The organism is Paenibacillus sp. FSL R5-0766, from assembly GCF_037971845.1.
In the GTDB taxonomy this organism is placed as follows: Bacteria; Bacillota; Bacilli; order Paenibacillales; family Paenibacillaceae; genus Paenibacillus.
In genome coordinates this window covers 1,175,809-1,191,204 of sequence record NZ_CP150227.1, presented here as the reverse complement: position 1 = coordinate 1,191,204, position 15,396 = coordinate 1,175,809, and the positions used below count along the sequence as shown (strand labels likewise).

The 15,396-nt window shown below is 46.4% G+C and carries 13 protein-coding genes; 2 read left to right on the top strand and 11 right to left on the bottom strand.

The features are described 5' to 3' along the window. Nucleotides 1-430: 430 nt before the first annotated feature. The 6 genes from MKY66_RS05315 to MKY66_RS05290 all read right to left on the bottom strand — a co-directional run bounded on the left by MKY66_RS05315 (nucleotide 431) and on the right by MKY66_RS05290 (nucleotide 7,157). Complete coding sequence (locus MKY66_RS05315; RefSeq protein WP_076213517.1) at nucleotides 431-1,507, bottom strand: efflux RND transporter periplasmic adaptor subunit; 1,077 nt, start codon at nucleotides 1,505-1,507, stop codon at nucleotides 431-433. 28 nt (nucleotides 1,508-1,535) lie between these two features. Then, on the bottom strand, nucleotides 1,536-2,906 hold the full coding sequence (locus tag MKY66_RS05310; RefSeq protein ID WP_083657228.1) for an ABC transporter permease: 1,371 nt from the start codon (nucleotides 2,904-2,906) through the stop codon (nucleotides 1,536-1,538). Between the two features lie 18 nt (nucleotides 2,907-2,924). Then, nucleotides 2,925-3,608 (bottom strand): ABC transporter ATP-binding protein, encoded by a 684-nt coding sequence (locus MKY66_RS05305; protein ID WP_076213514.1) that lies wholly within the window; start codon nucleotides 3,606-3,608, stop codon nucleotides 2,925-2,927. Nucleotides 3,609-3,820: 212 nt separating this feature from the next. After that, on the bottom strand, nucleotides 3,821-4,984 hold the full coding sequence (locus tag MKY66_RS05300; RefSeq protein WP_076213511.1) for a hypothetical protein: 1,164 nt from the start codon (nucleotides 4,982-4,984) through the stop codon (nucleotides 3,821-3,823). Beyond that, a complete protein-coding gene (locus MKY66_RS05295) occupies nucleotides 4,981-6,447 on the bottom strand; it encodes a HAMP domain-containing sensor histidine kinase (protein WP_076213508.1) in 1,467 nt (488 codons plus the stop codon). The genes MKY66_RS05300 and MKY66_RS05295 overlap by 4 nt, the downstream gene beginning before the upstream one ends. After that, nucleotides 6,444-7,157, bottom strand: coding sequence for a response regulator transcription factor (locus MKY66_RS05290; RefSeq protein ID WP_076213505.1), 714 nt, complete (start codon nucleotides 7,155-7,157; stop codon nucleotides 6,444-6,446). Before MKY66_RS05290 ends, MKY66_RS05295 begins: the two co-directional genes overlap by 4 nt. A 216-nt stretch (nucleotides 7,158-7,373) precedes the next feature. Between MKY66_RS05290 and MKY66_RS05285 the strand changes: the two genes are divergently transcribed. Further along, entirely contained in the window at nucleotides 7,374-7,850 is a 477-nt protein-coding gene (locus tag MKY66_RS05285; RefSeq protein ID WP_076213502.1) for an RNA polymerase sigma factor, read from the top strand. A gap of 261 nt (nucleotides 7,851-8,111) precedes the next feature. After that, entirely contained in the window at nucleotides 8,112-10,859 is a 2,748-nt protein-coding gene (locus tag MKY66_RS05280) for a DUF5689 domain-containing protein (protein WP_256704288.1), read from the top strand. A gap of 97 nt (nucleotides 10,860-10,956) precedes the next feature. Here the strand turns inward: MKY66_RS05280 and MKY66_RS05275 are convergent, their stop codons facing one another. From MKY66_RS05275 to MKY66_RS05255, 5 genes are all read right to left on the bottom strand, one after another. Continuing rightward, nucleotides 10,957-11,217: a hypothetical protein gene (locus MKY66_RS05275; RefSeq protein ID WP_076213499.1), complete on the bottom strand. Its 261-nt coding sequence runs from the start codon at nucleotides 11,215-11,217 to the stop codon at nucleotides 10,957-10,959. Between the two features lie 319 nt (nucleotides 11,218-11,536). Further along, the gene (gene phnE, locus MKY66_RS05270) at nucleotides 11,537-12,343 is read right to left on the bottom strand and encodes a phosphonate ABC transporter, permease protein PhnE (protein ID WP_139331943.1); all 807 of its coding nucleotides are present in this window, start codon (nucleotides 12,341-12,343) and stop codon (nucleotides 11,537-11,539) included. Further along, on the bottom strand, nucleotides 12,340-13,191 hold the full coding sequence (gene phnE / locus MKY66_RS05265) for a phosphonate ABC transporter, permease protein PhnE (protein WP_083657224.1): 852 nt from the start codon (nucleotides 13,189-13,191) through the stop codon (nucleotides 12,340-12,342). Before phnE (MKY66_RS05265) ends, phnE (MKY66_RS05270) begins: the two co-directional genes overlap by 4 nt. Then, a complete protein-coding gene (phnC, locus tag MKY66_RS05260) occupies nucleotides 13,188-13,985 on the bottom strand; it encodes a phosphonate ABC transporter ATP-binding protein (protein ID WP_036606306.1) in 798 nt (265 codons plus the stop codon). The genes phnE (MKY66_RS05265) and phnC overlap by 4 nt, the downstream gene beginning before the upstream one ends. Nucleotides 13,986-14,162: 177 nt before the next feature. After that, nucleotides 14,163-15,146, bottom strand: coding sequence for a phosphate/phosphite/phosphonate ABC transporter substrate-binding protein (locus MKY66_RS05255; protein ID WP_076213496.1), 984 nt, complete (start codon nucleotides 15,144-15,146; stop codon nucleotides 14,163-14,165). Nucleotides 15,147-15,396: the final 250 nt, after the last annotated feature.

The following is a 15,396-nucleotide window of genomic DNA, read 5'->3' as shown; positions in this document are numbered from 1 at the left end:
GCAAACAAATGGTGTGTGAGGGCGAATCATGTGAATGAGTATAATATGGTGGGTGTGGTTGAACGTGTGTTAGACATGAAGAAGTGTGAAAAATGACTTATGGGATGTCTGAATCCTAAATTGGGTAAGCGCTTTCTTCAAACAGTTAAAAAAAAGGTCTTCGCCTATCCATCTACAAACATGATGTTCGGTGTCACCTCCTTATGTTCTGATTATACGACATGTAAATATTACTGTAAATTGAATTATATAAATTTAATTATATTTTTTTCCATAATTCAGGCAGGAATCTGGACATCCCTTGCTCCAAAAGACACACGAGGTCCATCCTGGCAATCTGCCACAATGAACCTCGTGTTTTCCAATGCCGAATTAACCCGCTCGTCTAGATCGTCACTACATATGATGCCTTGTTCTTAAATTCCTACGTCTAGGGCAAAACGACAATGTCTCCCGGTTTCAACCCGCTAACTACTTCTGTCTTGTCCCCCGATTCCATTCCAGCCTGGATCGTCAGCGGCTCTGTCTGTCCATTGCCTTTGTCTAACAGTACGTAAGGCTCGGTCTGATCCCGCATAATCGCGAGACTGGACACTACCGTCACTGTATCCTTCCGCATTGTCTCGATATCGCCTTCCAGACTCACGCCTCCATACATTCTGGCGTCCGGCTTCAGATCAATGACCACGTCAAACTGTGAAGCTTGCTTGAGGTCCGTATCGGTACTCTTGCGGGCGAATTTGGACACCTTACTTACCTTTCCGGTGAATTGCAGGTCTTTCTGCGCTGTCATTCGCACCTTAACTGGCATGCCCACCTTGAGCCTGAACATTTCTTCCTCACCAACAATCGTCATAAATTTCAGTTTGCTGATGTTTGTAATGGATCCGATCAGCTGTCCTTCCGTCACCGCACGTGTCTTGCTATCCTCTTCATTCATCTGAAATATACCGGAAGCGGAAGCATACACAACAGACTTACTTATAACTGCCTGCTTTTTCTGTATCTCCTTCTCCTTGAGGACCAGCGCTTTCTGATTCAACTCATTCGTCAGGCGTTTACCTTCCCGATCTGCAAATGCCTTCTTGCGCTCCTCTTCCGTCACGCCAAGGGTCTCACTCATATTCGCCTGATCCAGGCTAACCTGATTCATCTTGTTTTCCAGCTGGGCTTTCTCCAGATCACTCTGCAACTGTTCAACTTCTGTTTGCAACGTAGAAGTATCGAGGGTAAACAGGATATCGCCTTTGCTCACCTGCTCACCACTTTTCACGTGCCACTGCTTGATGTTGGAAGCATACGGAGCGAAGATATCCGTCTGATCGGTGTATACGGATTTCCCCTTCACCTGTATCGTTTGCGTCATCGTTTCCTGTGTCACATCAAAGGTAATCGGGGGCGGAATCTCTATAGGCGCCTCCGGTTGTGGCTTGTACTTTTCATACAACCAGTACCCCACACCTGCCAAAAGTACAACGGTGAGGATAATTTTAATCCATTTCTTCATGTGCCCAATTTCCCTTTCGCTGATAAAATTACATTGATTTGATCACAGTTAATGCATTGGTCCGAGATGCGCTGATTGCCGGATATATACCCGATACAATGCCAACCAGAACAGCAAAAACGATACCAAGTGGCAGAGCCGACTGCTGAATAACGACGGTCATCGGACCATTCATCTGATCTGCCATCTGACTCGCCAGCAGACTATTCACCCCGCCGAGGGCAGCAAAGGCGATCCCCACACCAGCCACACCGCCCATTAACCCAAGCATCGCTGCTTCCGTAATAAACATCTGACGGATCTGCCACAGATTTGCGCCCAGCACCTTCATCACACCAATCTGTTTACGACGCTGATGCGTAGACATAATCATCGCTACAATAATGGATAATGAGGCCAGCAGCATGATAAAACCACCGATCCCCAATGCTGCTTTTTGGTACATCGCCAATTGACCTGACATCGCTTCCTCTTGGAACAGATTACTCTGTGTGTTTAACGTCAGCTTTTTAATCTGTTCTTCCACCTGGGATACATAACGTTTGTCTTCAACCTTGACCAGAGCCGAGTTAAGATGTTTGGCCGCACTGCTGTCGGCCTGCTGTAATCCAAGCTCATCCTGCAATGCACGAGCTGTATCGAGCGGCAGATATACTTTTTTATCGTTTTGAGCACTCATATCATCCATGTTGGAAGGCTTCATCAGTTCTCCAGACACGCGTATAGAGCCGCTCATTTTGGTTTTGCTCGCATTCGCATAATCTTCATATCGAAACTGAATACGCTGCTGCACCAACTGATCCTGCTTCGCAGACATTTCCGTAAACTGCTCCAAAAGCTCATTGTTATATGGATCAGCATTCAACTGCTCGAATAACTTCTGAGTTACTTTGGGGTCCACGAGTCCAAATGCAGCCCCATAACTGGTTACCGCCATACGACCATCCTCTGCCCCACGTCCCTCAGCATACTTGTATCCAAACCCGCCCAGGGTCTCCAGCTGGGTACCAATGACCTCAACATACGTGCTGCGACCATCCGGAAGCACCATTTCCAGCGAATCCAGCTTTAACATGGGAGCCACGGCAACAACATGGGGTAGTCTTTGGATAATCTGAATCTTTTCCAACGTCAATGCTCCCCGTTCAAACTTCGATGTCTGACCATTCCCCTTGCCGTTCCCCGTACGAATGCCTTCATTGGGCGTAATCGTAATTTCATCCATCTTGTAATTGTCGTTCAATGTTTTCTCGCTATAGGTCTGCACGGACTGCCCTACACTAAGTGCAATGATCATGGCGGCAGAGCCGATGGACAGCCCCATCATGCACAGCAGTGTGACCATTTTTCTACGAATGATCTGTCCCCAGGCCATACGTGCTACATCCCGTATTCTCACATTTCCTCTCCTTTTGCCTCAAACTTCCCTTACTGCTTCTTCGACCAGTATTCCATGTTGCAGGGTAAGCACAACTTGCATCTGCTCTGCGACCTCTGCTTCATGTGTCACAATGACAAAGGTTGTATTCATATCCCGGTTAAGCTGCTGCAAAATCGCAATGATCTCTTCCTCCGTCTCAGTATCCAGATTCCCGGTAGGCTCATCTGCAAAGATCACCGAGGGTTCGGTAATGAGCGAACGTGCAATACTGACACGTTGTTGTTGACCGCCCGACAACTGGGACGGGAACAAGCTTGCTTTTTCACCCAGTCCAACCTGTTCCAACAGCTTCAATGCTTTTGCTTTGCGTTTCGAAGGGCTTATCCCCATAAATACCAAGGGTAATTCTACATTTTCCCGGATTGTAAGATTGGACAGCAGTTCATAGGATTGAAAAATAAACCCGATGTGACTGCGCCTGAACTCCGCCAGGCGATTCTCACTGAAACGTACAATATCTTGTCCCGCAATTAGAATCTTGCCCTGATCCGGTTTCATCAGCCCCGCCATCAGATTAAGCAGTGTAGACTTGCCTGAACCCGAACTGCCCAGCAGGGCCACCATCTTGCCTTCTCCAATCTTCAGGTTGATATCCTGAAGCACCGGCACGGTTCCCTGGCCATTGCGGAACGAGTGGGATAATTGTTCAACTTGAAGCATTGCTACATGTCTTCCTTTCTACTTGCTAAATATGTACAGAGGTTGTATGTAAAGATTCGCGTAGCTCATTCCCTTTTATTATAGGATGGAGATGTATCGGGGCTGGCCGGAGTTGTATCCAACTTGTAACATGTCATAACAAAAAGACCTTGTCCGCAGAGCAGCTATCGCTCCATCAGACCAAGGTCTTATATTCGTATACCTTCCGCAGCTTACCAGGCTCTGAAACTAAAGCGGTACATTTCACTTTTATCCACTGAGCTGCTTACAGCAAATAATTCATCGTCATTCCATTTCAGACTGATGAAGTTATCAATATTGCGATAGATCACCGTATCGGACGAAATCTTGCTGTCATTCAGGTAGGCAACATGTAACTCATTCTTCTGATTCTGACTGTCCATCGGGAAAAAGTAAGCTATTCGGGATTCATCTGCATCCAGATCGAAGCTCCAGATCGAACCTTGTAATAACAGATCATACTGCTCCTCTGCTGCGTGATACCGATACAGCCCCTGTACCTTATTCATCGTTCCCTGGATGAGCATGTCACCATTTTTCAGCAACTTGTACTGTTGGATGTCTTCCATTGCAGCATACGCCTTCACTTCATGCTCATCCTCAAGCGATACACGATAGATAGCATACTTGTCTTTCAGCATCACCAGTATATAAAACTGTTGGTGATCCTCGCTGACCTGCAACACATCCATAACGATAAACGTATCACTCGAACCTTTCCCTTGTCCTGGTCCTGTGAACATGCTCATCAGCTCTTCATACGTGTAGATGACATGACTCGTCCCCTGGCTCAGATCAACTTGTTTAAATAACAGATCATCCTGACCGATGTAGGAGTCGTTCCCCACAAACACTCGATAATACGAGTTATCGTACGGAAGCTTGCGACGTTCCCCGCTCTGTATCATATACTCATACGTTGTCTTCTGCGTCTGACCTGCCCGATACTGGGAGTAAATGATTTTCTTGTGATCCGGGCTGATCGTTACACCGTAATCCGTATTAGCCGCAATGTTCTTCACTTCCTTATCATCCAGATGCAGAAGAGACAGCTTGAGCCCTGAATAGGAAAATTCCGGCTGATTAAATATAATCGTATTCCGGTCTAACACTTCAAAATCAAAGATCGCAAAGTCATTTGGAATTTTGGTAGCCGACTCGATCTGAATCGTACTGCTCGGTGGTGGTGCCAGACGGCTGTTGAACTGCTCACTTGGCAAAATCACCGTTCTTGGTTTGAGATTTCCGAGACTGAACAGGCTCCCAATCCCAAAAATCCCGCTGACAAATGCAATCAACAACCCTGACAGCATCAATCTGTCACGGTTTTTACGCCAAAATCCAGGATGTCTCATGCGTTCATTTCCCCCGGAAGACTGATATTCACTTGTGTCCCTTCCCGCATGATGCTCTTCATCTCCACTGTTCCTCCATGACGCTCAACGATGTTTTTCACAATAGACAAACCCAGCCCGGCACTGCCTTTCTCGGCCCTGTTGATTCCTTTATCCTGGTAAAAGGGTTCAAATACATGTTGGAGCGCTTCAGCACCGATTCCTTCCCCCTGATCACGGATCACAATAGCAATGGATTCACCTAACCGGAAGGATTGTACTTCGATAATGGAGTTCACATCACTGTACTTGACCGAATTATCCAGGATGTTGAGGAAGACCTCCTTCAACTTATCCCGATCTCCCTGTAAATACTGATGTTCCTCCAGCTCATAGTGAATGCCTATATTGTACTTGCTCGCCTTAATCGACATGTCCTCACAAGCTTCACGAATAATATCTGATATATCGATACGTTCGAACCGGTATGCCTGAATGACCGCAGAGGAGACCGAGACCTCCAGAATATCCGCAACCATCGTGTTGAGACGCTGGCTTTCCTTGATAATATAATTCATGCCTTTGTCAAAAAAGTCCTGGTCGGTAAACCCGTTATCCCGTAAAATCTGGGCGTACCCCAGAATCGTTGTTAAGGGTGTCTTCAATTCATGTGTCACATTGTCAAAAAAGACTTTGCTTCTCGCCTGTACTTGCTTCACTTCGTCCCGCTCTCGCTCAATCACATCAATCTGCTCCCGCACCCGATCAATCATGACGGTGAAGCTTGAAGCCAGTTCACCGATCTCATCCTTGGTTGTAATCTGAATGTCCGCATTCAGACTTCCTTGGGCCACTTCCGCAGAACGTTTCGTGAGTACACGGATGGGTTGTGTAATTTTCCGGGAAATAAAGATGGATGCGATAAATACAAATACGAAAATAACTGCTGCAAAAAACTTGATTGTATTTTGAAAACGAAGGTTGCGTTTGAACAATTCCGTGTAATCCTTCTTCATCTGTACGATTCCAATCAATTGTTGATCCATCTGGAGAGGGAAGGACAGACTGGCTGTGACCCGACCCTCATCCACAACTGTGGTGTAAGCAATCCGGGAATGTACGGCTTCCTCCACATCAGGATGGTCAGACCGCTTAGCAACGTTAACCTCGCTGCCAACAGATTCGTATGGCGAAGCATCGGGGCGATATACTATAATCTCCCCACCAACGGCTGATCCAATCTGCTCCGCGAGCTCGCGACTCCCTGCTTCGAGCGAGTCTCTGCTCATGCGTTTGTTATGTATCAGAAAGTACTGATTCAGCGCGATGTCCAAATTTCTTTTGGATTGCACCATATCCTCATGCACTTCCCTGTACATATTCTCCTGGGCTACCTTATTGGACAGAATCAGCAGGACGGAGAATCCGATAAAGACAATGACCGAGAACAGCACCACCATTTTGAACTGGATCGTCCACTTCATGTCTGTACCTGAATATTCAGCTTGTACCCCACACCGAATACCGTTTCAATCATCGAAATGCCTTGCACACCACTATCCAGTTTCTTGCGAATCCGTTGCACGTGAATATCCACCGTTCGAGTGTCCCCTGCAAAATCAAATCCCCATACCTTGTCAAGTAGTTCAGAACGTGTATGCACCTTACGATGATGGGTCACGAGAAATAACAACAGATCATATTCTTTATTCGTGAGTCCTGCCCGTTCCCCGTCTTTCCACACTTCCCGTTCATCCTTGCGGATCTCAATATGCTTGCCTAGCCTTACCACCTCATAGGACTGATTCTCCAGTGTCTCGCTGATCAGATCAATCCGGCGAAAAATCGCCCGAATGCGCGCAACCACCTCACGGATATCAAAAGGCTTCGTGATATAATCATCCGCCCCAAGCTCCATGCCAAGTACCTTGTCCAGCATGTCCGACTTCGCAGTGATCATGATGACAGGTATCTTGGAGTTCACAGATAGTTGCCTGCACACATCAAAACCGCTCATATCTGGCAGCATCAGATCCAGCAGGATCAGATCCGGCTTCGAATCCCGAAGCAGATCCAGACCCTCTTTTCCCGTAGCTGCTTCCTTGATCTCAAATCCTTCCTTACGTAACGAATAGGACAAAATATCGCGAATGGACTCCTCGTCCTCAATAATTAAAATCTCTTTTTTTCTCATGATACTTTCGTAATCTCCCTGCTCTATGAATTTCCTTCATCTGCCTATATTTTGTATCCCAAGCCGTATGCTTGAATAGAGGGAAGCACGAAATGTTACAACTCCGATACAACTCTGAACCTTTTGGAAACAACCTCCCGATATACTTGGATCATAAAGAGACTCATACCAGACCGGACCCAAGCCTGATCTGTATCCAAGGGGGATTCACATCATATGAACAGCACACGAATTAATGAAGCTTATATCAACTATAAATCAGAAATCACAAGGTATCTATCCCATATCGTCAAACAACCGCAAGACGCAGAAGATCTGGCACAGGATTGTTTCATTCGACTAATGAACGTTACCGTGGATATCCCTGAAGATCGTATTCTCTATTATCTCAAACGCATTGCCCGTAACCTGGCGATGGACAGCTTCCGCAGGCGGACCCGTACACTCAGACGAGACAGCCGTCTGGAGGTACCTACCCATCACGTCGATACGTCCCACCTTGAAATTAGCGAAGGTGTTCATGATCTTGTTTCCCATATCAACAACACCGAACATCGTAAAATATTAGAACTTCGCCTCATCCATGGATACTCCATTAAGGAAACGGCGGAGCTGGTGAATCGCAGTGAAGGCATGATTAAATCCTCTGTCTTCCATGCCGTCAATCGAATTCGAGCCAAAGTCATCTCATAAGAGATGGCTTTTTTTATGCCGAAATCAATATACGAGGGTAGATTGGATAAATAAAGACAGGATCGAATTACCTATGGATATGTCAAAAGACCCAATTTTACAAATATCGAGTTAATTTTTACAAATTGTTATGACTATGTGAGATTTTCATGTGGTAGAATATGGACGAACTCATGAATCAACTAATATTTGGGAGGGATTTGGTTGGGTAAATTAACAGGTATGCGAGGAGTATTTTTAAAATCACTCCTGGCATTGTCCATGGCTTTGCCGCTTCAGATCGGATTATGGAACGGAGATGCATCGGTTCATGCGGAAGGACCGACAGACCCGGCACCGTTCATCCAGGCAAAGGTTGTGAACCAAAATGCAGGTAAAAAAGTATTGTTCGACAACTCTCACGGCCAAACGGCTGGAGCTGCAGACTGGGTCATTGATGGAGGTTTCTCCGACTTCGGGAATGCACTCGCGAATGATGGTTATTATGTCAAAGAACTTCGCAAGACAACTCCATTTACCTATGATGATCTGAAAGAGTATAACGTATTCGTTATTGCAGAGCCTCAAATTCCTTTCAAAACATCCGAACAAGCAGCACTGAAACAATATGTTGAAACGGGCGGCAGTATCTTCTTTGTTGGAGATCACTATAATGCAGACCGTAATAAAAACCGCTGGGATGGCTCTGAAGTCATCAACGGCTATCGTCGGGGAGCATTCGAAGATCCGGCCAAAGGTATGAGCACCGATGAGCGTAATTCTGAAGCGATGCAAAATGTAACCGGCTCGGACTGGTTGTCCGATAACTTCGGCGTACGTTTCCGCTATAACGCACTTGGCGATATCAACGCCAATATCGTCGTACCGGCAGATCAAGCCTTCGGCATCACAGAAGGCGTATCGGCTGTAGCCATGCACGCCGGTTCAACACTCGCAATCACTGATCCGGAAAAAGCAAAAGGTATTGTGTACCTGCCTAAAACCAATGCTAAATGGAATAATGCGGTAGACCAAGGTGTCTACAACGGTGGTGGGATTGAAGAAGGTCCTTACGTGGCAGTATCCAAGCTGGGCGCAGGTAAAGCTGCCTTCATCGGTGACTCCTCTCCAGTAGAAGATGCATCACCAAAATACTTGCGTGAAGAGACAGGCACACGCAAAACAACTTATGACGGTTTTAAAGAAGCCGATGATGCCGTGTTGCTCGTGAACACCGTGAACTGGCTTGCTACACAAGAGAACTACACAAGCCTGACTGAAGTGAACGGACTTGAACTGGACACAGCTACAGCGCTGCTGCCATTCGAAGAGCCGGCTGCTTCCACAGAACCACAAGCTGAACCTTGGTCCGCACCTGCTGCCGGATACAAGTGGTACGATCGTTCCACATTCAAAGCTGGTTCTTACGGTGGCCCTGCATCCAGTGCGAACGCTGCATACAGCTTCGTGAAACAGGATACTCTCCCAAATGCAGAAGACTTCCAGGTTCGTGTAGTTGTGGAGAACATGCCACCCAACACAACCGTATCCGGTTATAGTGCGGGTATCTATCTGACTGGCGGAACACAGGTCGCCATGATCCAGAATGAAAGTGGTACTTGGCCGACTTCGTACGGCTATAGCTCCACATTCAGTGTAACCTCAGACAGCAAAGGTCGTGCGATCAAAGACCTGAACGTACGCATCAAACCAGGTACAACTGGCGCTGCCAGCTTGCGTCTGCGTCTGAATGGTAGCAACCTGATCACCAATGCCGTGACTGTTGGCAATGTGCCAGCAGAACAGCTTCCGGAAGAAGAAGGACCGATTCCAGCAGCGATCACCGTTGCTGAAGCACGTACCAAAGCTGTTGGTACGACCGTAACTATCGAAGGTGTTGTAACGACAGAGCCGGGTGCATTTGGTGGACAAGCCTTTTATCTTCAAGATGAAACTGCTGGAATCTACGTATTCCAGCATACTAGCGGCTTCCATGCAGGTGACAAGGTGAAAGTAACGGCAGCAACAACCATCTATAACAGCGAGTTCGAGCTTACCGATATCGTTGCGATTGAGAAAACAGGTACGGCTTCCGTACCTGCTCCAATCGAGGTTACTGCAATTACAGATGCGAACCAAGGTCAACTGGTTCAATTGAAAAATGTAACGATCGAGAATATCATCAGTGCTACACCAGTTGGATCTTTTGAATTCGACGCGGTAGCAGCAGATGGAACGAGCACACACATCCGTGTAGACACCCGTACAGGTGTGACGGAGACTTCCTTCCCTTATGCTGCGGGTGACAAAATCGATATCACAGGCGTTTCCGCTATTTTCAAAGATGTATATCAATTGAAACCTAGAAGTTTGAATGATTTTGTACCTGCTGAAGAGCAAGGTGGCGGCGAAGTGCCTTCCACTCCAGCTGCAGGAGCACCGGGTAAACCGGTGCTTTCTTCTGATAATGGATATACCACTGGCCTGTTCGAAGGTTCGTACAACGTAAGCATGAACCTCTGGTGGGGCGAAAATGGTTCTGAGTACAAACTGTATGAGAATGACGTTCTGATTGATACACAGAAGTTGACTGCGGCTTCACCATCGGCTCAGTCCTCCAAAACCACCATCACAGGTAAGGCTAACGGCACGTATACATACGTAGCTGAGCTGACCAATGACAAAGGCACAACACGCAGTGACGTGCTGACGATACAAGTAACCAATGCTGCTCCAGGCAAAGCTACGTTGTCCCAAAACAACTGGGATGGTGATGGCAACTACAACGTATCCATGAACCTCTGGTGGGGTACAAACGCAACTGAATACCGTCTCTATGAAAATGATGTTCTGATTGATACACAAGCGTTGAAAGCTGCTACACCTGCTTCTCAAAGTGCTACAACGGAATTGTCCGGTCGTGCTAACGGAACGTACATGTACCGTGCTGAGCTGATCAACGCCGCAGGCGTAACCAGCACCGAGACAATTACAGTTCAAGTAACCAAAGCATTGCCTTTGGCTAGCTAAGAGGAATGTAAAGAAGCCTAACGTTTAACCAAGCAACTAAAAAACCGAAACCAACATTGCCTGATCCACAGGGCAACCTGGTTTCGGTTTTTTTCATTCATTTCAAACGTTCCGGCTCATATCCATTTCTAACAAATAGAATGCTGTTCCATACAGCAGAATAAGCGGCGACGGCGATGACACTAATGACAAAAATCAAGTTCATCTGTGTAAACGTATTACCGCTTCCCGTGAAAATGATCAGAATCACACTGAGTCCAATATTTTCTCTGTTATGTTTTTTAAACTTCTGAAAAACCATTCTGTATAGTAGTAGGAGCACCATAAACCCAATCCATATATATTTAAATAATTCCATAGGTCACCTTCCTTTTAAAAAAACTCATTTCTTATATTGGTATCGATGAGGGGTATATATTAATATCCTTAATTCCCTTTATATAGAAACCTATTAATATTACATTGAATTGGAAAATAATTCAATCATTTTTATACATATTCTTGAAACCCTCTTATTCCTCAACGGTTAGCTGAGCAACAAGAACGTACCGTTGTTTATTTGCAGACACAAAAAAGACTATCCCTGCCAATATTCTGGCACCCGGATAGCCCTCTCTTTTTCCTCTATTATCAAATCTTAATTTATCATCTAATATTCTCGTAGCTCCACATTAACTCTACACCAACTTCTTACGAATATACCCCGAGATCAGGTCGATAATCGTGATCATCACGATAATACCCAGCAGGATTATACCTACTCGCGGCCAGTTCCGTGTGCTAAGTGCAAAGATCAGTGGTGTACCAATTCCCCCTGCTCCAATTACACCAAGTATGGTCGCGGAACGTACATTAATCTCGAAACGATACAATGTATAGTTCAGGAATCCAGGCATAACCTGCGGCAGGATGGCAAACCACAACTGCTGCATACGATTGGCTCCAGAGGCAAGCAGCGCCTCAGATGGGCCATAGTCGATATTTTCAACTTCATCCGCGTACAATTTTCCTAACATACCAATCGAGTGTAAGCCAAGGGCGAGTACCCCTGCGAACGATCCCGGGCCAACTGCCTTGATGAACATCAAAGCCATGATAATCTCAGGGAACGTACGGATGAAGCTGAGTACCATTTTACCTGCACCTGAGATGGAGCGATGTCCACTCATGTTGCGGGCAGACCAGAATGCAAACGGGATACAGAGTACTGCCGAGATTACAGTACCTAGTACGGAGATTGCCAACGTGTCCAGGAGACCTCGCAGCAAGTCTTCTCCCTCAGGCAGATATACAAAATCCCAGTCCGGTGAGAAAATTCCGGCTACAATAGCCTTCATAATCTGAGCAGCGGTTTCCTTGAAACCAGTAAACGGTACACCAGCAAGGGCCCAGGCATACACAAGGATCAGCAGTAATACAATAACCCAGCGTAGCGGGTTTTTCCGTGGTTTTGGCCGGATGCGGCTTGTTTCATTTTTCATCATAGCAATTTCTCCCGCAGCTTAGTACTTACATAATCAATGACCAGAACAATGACAAGGGTAAACAGAATGATTACGCTGGTCTTGTCATACTCCAGGAATCCAAGTGTAGCCTCATAGTAGAGTCCAATCCCTCCGGCTCCGACCAATCCCAGAATGGCAGCAGCACGTATATTAATTTCGAATGCATACAGCACATAGGATGTGAACTGGGCAGCCAGTTGCGGCACCACGCCATATACAATGAGCTGAATCCGGTTCATACCAACAGCCGTCATCGCTTCCAGCGGCCCCTGATCAATGGTTTCCAGCGTCTCATACGTCAGCTTCGCAATCAGACCTACGGAGAACACAGCCAGTGCCAAGATTCCGGGGATTGGCCCCAGACCAAACACAGCAACGAACAAAGCAGCAAGCAGCAAATCCGGCACGGTCCGAATCAGGTTCAGCAGAAAGCGCGCCGGATAGTAAATCCAGCGACTCGGCATCAAGTTACCGGCACAGATGATCGAGACTGGAATGGCAATAATGGCACCGATCGTTGTTCCAATCAAGGCCATTCGGATCGTCTCCAGCATGCCTTGAACGATATTATCAAAGTAACTCCACCGGGGTGGGAACATATCCTTTAACAATTTCCACATTTCAGGGAATCCCTGAAATAACTCTGTGAAGCCGGCATCCGTTTGCTTGGCACTGGCCCACAGAAGGAGCAGAATGATCACTAAGGTGAGCAAATGTTTGGTACGCCCAGGCGGTTTCGGGCGATTTACAACCTGAGCCGGGCTGGAACCAGGTTCCTTCCCCACTCCGCCTGAATTCTGAAGTGGAACGTTGGACTGCCCCTTCATACCACAACTTCTCCCTGCTCATGCACAGCCTGCTTGTCCAACAATTCGTCAGCCAGAATCGGTCTGCCGTATATTTCTGCAAAGCGCTCATCCGTTGCCTCTTCTACCGGGCCGTCGAAGACCACCTCACCTGCTCGCAATCCGACAATACGGGTCGCATACTCTCTCGCCAGATCAATAAAGTGAAGGTTGACGATGGTCGTAATCCCAAGATCCTGATTAATACGTTTCAGGTCATCCATAACCTGCTTTGTTGTAAGTGGGTCGAGTGAAGCAACCGGTTCGTCGGCCAGAATGATTTTTGCTTCCTGTGCCAGTACCCGGGCAATAGCCACACGCTGTTGTTGTCCACCAGACAACTGATCTGCACGGGAATAGGCTTTCTCCGAGATATTCACACGATCCAGCGCAGTGAATGCCAGTTCAATATCCTCTTTTGGAAAACGCCCCATAATGGTACGCATGGTGGAATGATATCCAACCCGTCCAGCGAGTACGTTACGTAGTACACTGGACCGTTTCACCAGATTGAAACTCTGGAAAATCATGCCGATGTCACGTCTGATCATGCGCAGCCGTTTGCCTTGTGCCTTCGTGATGGAACTTCCGTTAATCAGAATCTCGCCCTCACTAATGTCGTGCAGTCGGTTAATGGAGCGTAAGAGCGTTGATTTACCTGCACCGGACAGACCCACAACAGCAATGAATTCACCCTGCTCAAATTTCAGATTAATATTATCCAGGCCCTTGGTGCCGTTAGCGTAAGTTTTGGTAACGTTATGAAGCTCAATCATGACAATATCCTTCTTTCATTCATAATGATCAACCATACATGAGTCCTTGTTATAATGGCACAAGCCAGCGCAGCGTAGATCACGCTGAACTGGCCTGTCCATTGCTACGATTAAGCTGTTCCCATCCAAGAAAGCGACTACAAAGTGAACAGATTCCGAATTACTTTTGGATCAGAATTATTCACCTTTCACTTTTTCGCCATACTGACGAACGATCTCAAACTTGCTATCATCGGACTCTACATAACCTTCATGCGTATAGATTTCTTTGATGATCTGGTGACCTTCAGTATCTTTACCGATATCGATGAAGGCTTGTTTGATCTTCGCAGTCCAATCTGCATTCATGTCTGTACGAACGGCAATGGTATCGTTAGGAATAGGCTCAGTGAACGCCAGTACACGTGTATCTTCAAATACAGTCGGATAGTCTTTTGCTACCGTGTTGCGGGCATCTTGGAAAATAGCTGCTGCATCAACGTCACCGTTCAATACAGCGATAACACCTTGGTCATGACCTTTCAACGTTACAGGTGTTACATCTTTTAATGGATCAATGCCTCTATCCAACAACAGACCTGCTGGCCATACATAACCTGCGGAAGACGTTACGTTTTGGTAAGCGACTTTTTTACCTTTAAGGTCCTCGATGGATTGAATCGGCGAATCTTTTTTCACAATGAACATGGATTTATATGAATCTGCCAGTTGCTCTGTAGGAGCTCCTGTCTCATCATTTACACCGAAACGTTGTGCTTGCAAAATAACCTGCGCAGCGCCTTTTTCTTTAGCCAGTACATAAGCTGTCGGAGGCAAGAAACCTACGTCTACTTTGTTGGAAGCCATTGCTTCAATAATTGTGTTGTAGTCGGTGGATACGCTGACTTTTACCGGAATGCCCAGTTTGTCACCAAGCAGCTTCTCCAGTGGTTTCGCTTTGGCTTCAAGCGTATCTGCATTCTGGGAAGGAACAAATTGAACCGTCAATTCAGTTGGCACATAACCTTCGACAGGTTTCTCTGTCTCTGCCGTAGACGTACCGGATGCATTCGAACTCGAATTATCCCCGTTAGCCGAACCTGTTGTACTACTGCTAGACCCACAAGCACTTAGAAACAGAACCAAAATCAACAATGGTAAAAATAAAGCAGACTTCTTCAAACGAACACCCTCCAAAGAGTTTCTATTTTTCAGTACTTATCTACTATAGTTGCCAAATATTAGCGCGATGTGAAACGAAATTTGGAGTTTTGTAAAGTTTCCTGTCAGGCTGTCAGCGCGACTTGTATCTGTTAGAATAGGCTCATTATGGTTGAAGATATAAGAAGAACATCGGAGATAACGGCGTATACTTCGGTTCTTCAGGCTATTCATTCTTCTCCGTTTTATGGTAATTCCATATATCTGAACT

Excerpts from the sequence above, each read along its gene's own strand:
- MKY66_RS05315 (WP_076213517.1), bottom strand. The coding sequence starts at position 1,507 with ATGAAGAAATGGATTAAAATTATCCTCACCGTTGTACTTTTGGCAGGT.
- MKY66_RS05305 (WP_076213514.1), bottom strand. The coding sequence starts at position 3,608 with ATGCTTCAAGTTGAACAATTATCCCACTCGTTCCGCAATGGCCAGGGA.
- MKY66_RS05300 (WP_076213511.1), bottom strand. The coding sequence starts at position 4,984 with ATGAGACATCCTGGATTTTGGCGTAAAAACCGTGACAGATTGATGCTG.
- MKY66_RS05295 (WP_076213508.1), bottom strand. The coding sequence starts at position 6,447 with ATGAAGTGGACGATCCAGTTCAAAATGGTGGTGCTGTTCTCGGTCATT.
- MKY66_RS05290 (WP_076213505.1), bottom strand. The coding sequence starts at position 7,157 with ATGAGAAAAAAAGAGATTTTAATTATTGAGGACGAGGAGTCCATTCGC.
- MKY66_RS05285 (WP_076213502.1), top strand. The coding sequence starts at position 7,374 with ATGAACAGCACACGAATTAATGAAGCTTATATCAACTATAAATCAGAA.
- MKY66_RS05280 (WP_256704288.1), top strand. The coding sequence starts at position 8,112 with ATGGCTTTGCCGCTTCAGATCGGATTATGGAACGGAGATGCATCGGTT.
- MKY66_RS05275 (WP_076213499.1), bottom strand. The coding sequence starts at position 11,217 with ATGGAATTATTTAAATATATATGGATTGGGTTTATGGTGCTCCTACTA.
- phnE (WP_139331943.1), bottom strand. The coding sequence starts at position 12,343 with ATGATGAAAAATGAAACAAGCCGCATCCGGCCAAAACCACGGAAAAAC.
- phnE (WP_083657224.1), bottom strand. The coding sequence starts at position 13,191 with ATGAAGGGGCAGTCCAACGTTCCACTTCAGAATTCAGGCGGAGTGGGG.
- phnC (WP_036606306.1), bottom strand. The coding sequence starts at position 13,985 with ATGATTGAGCTTCATAACGTTACCAAAACTTACGCTAACGGCACCAAG.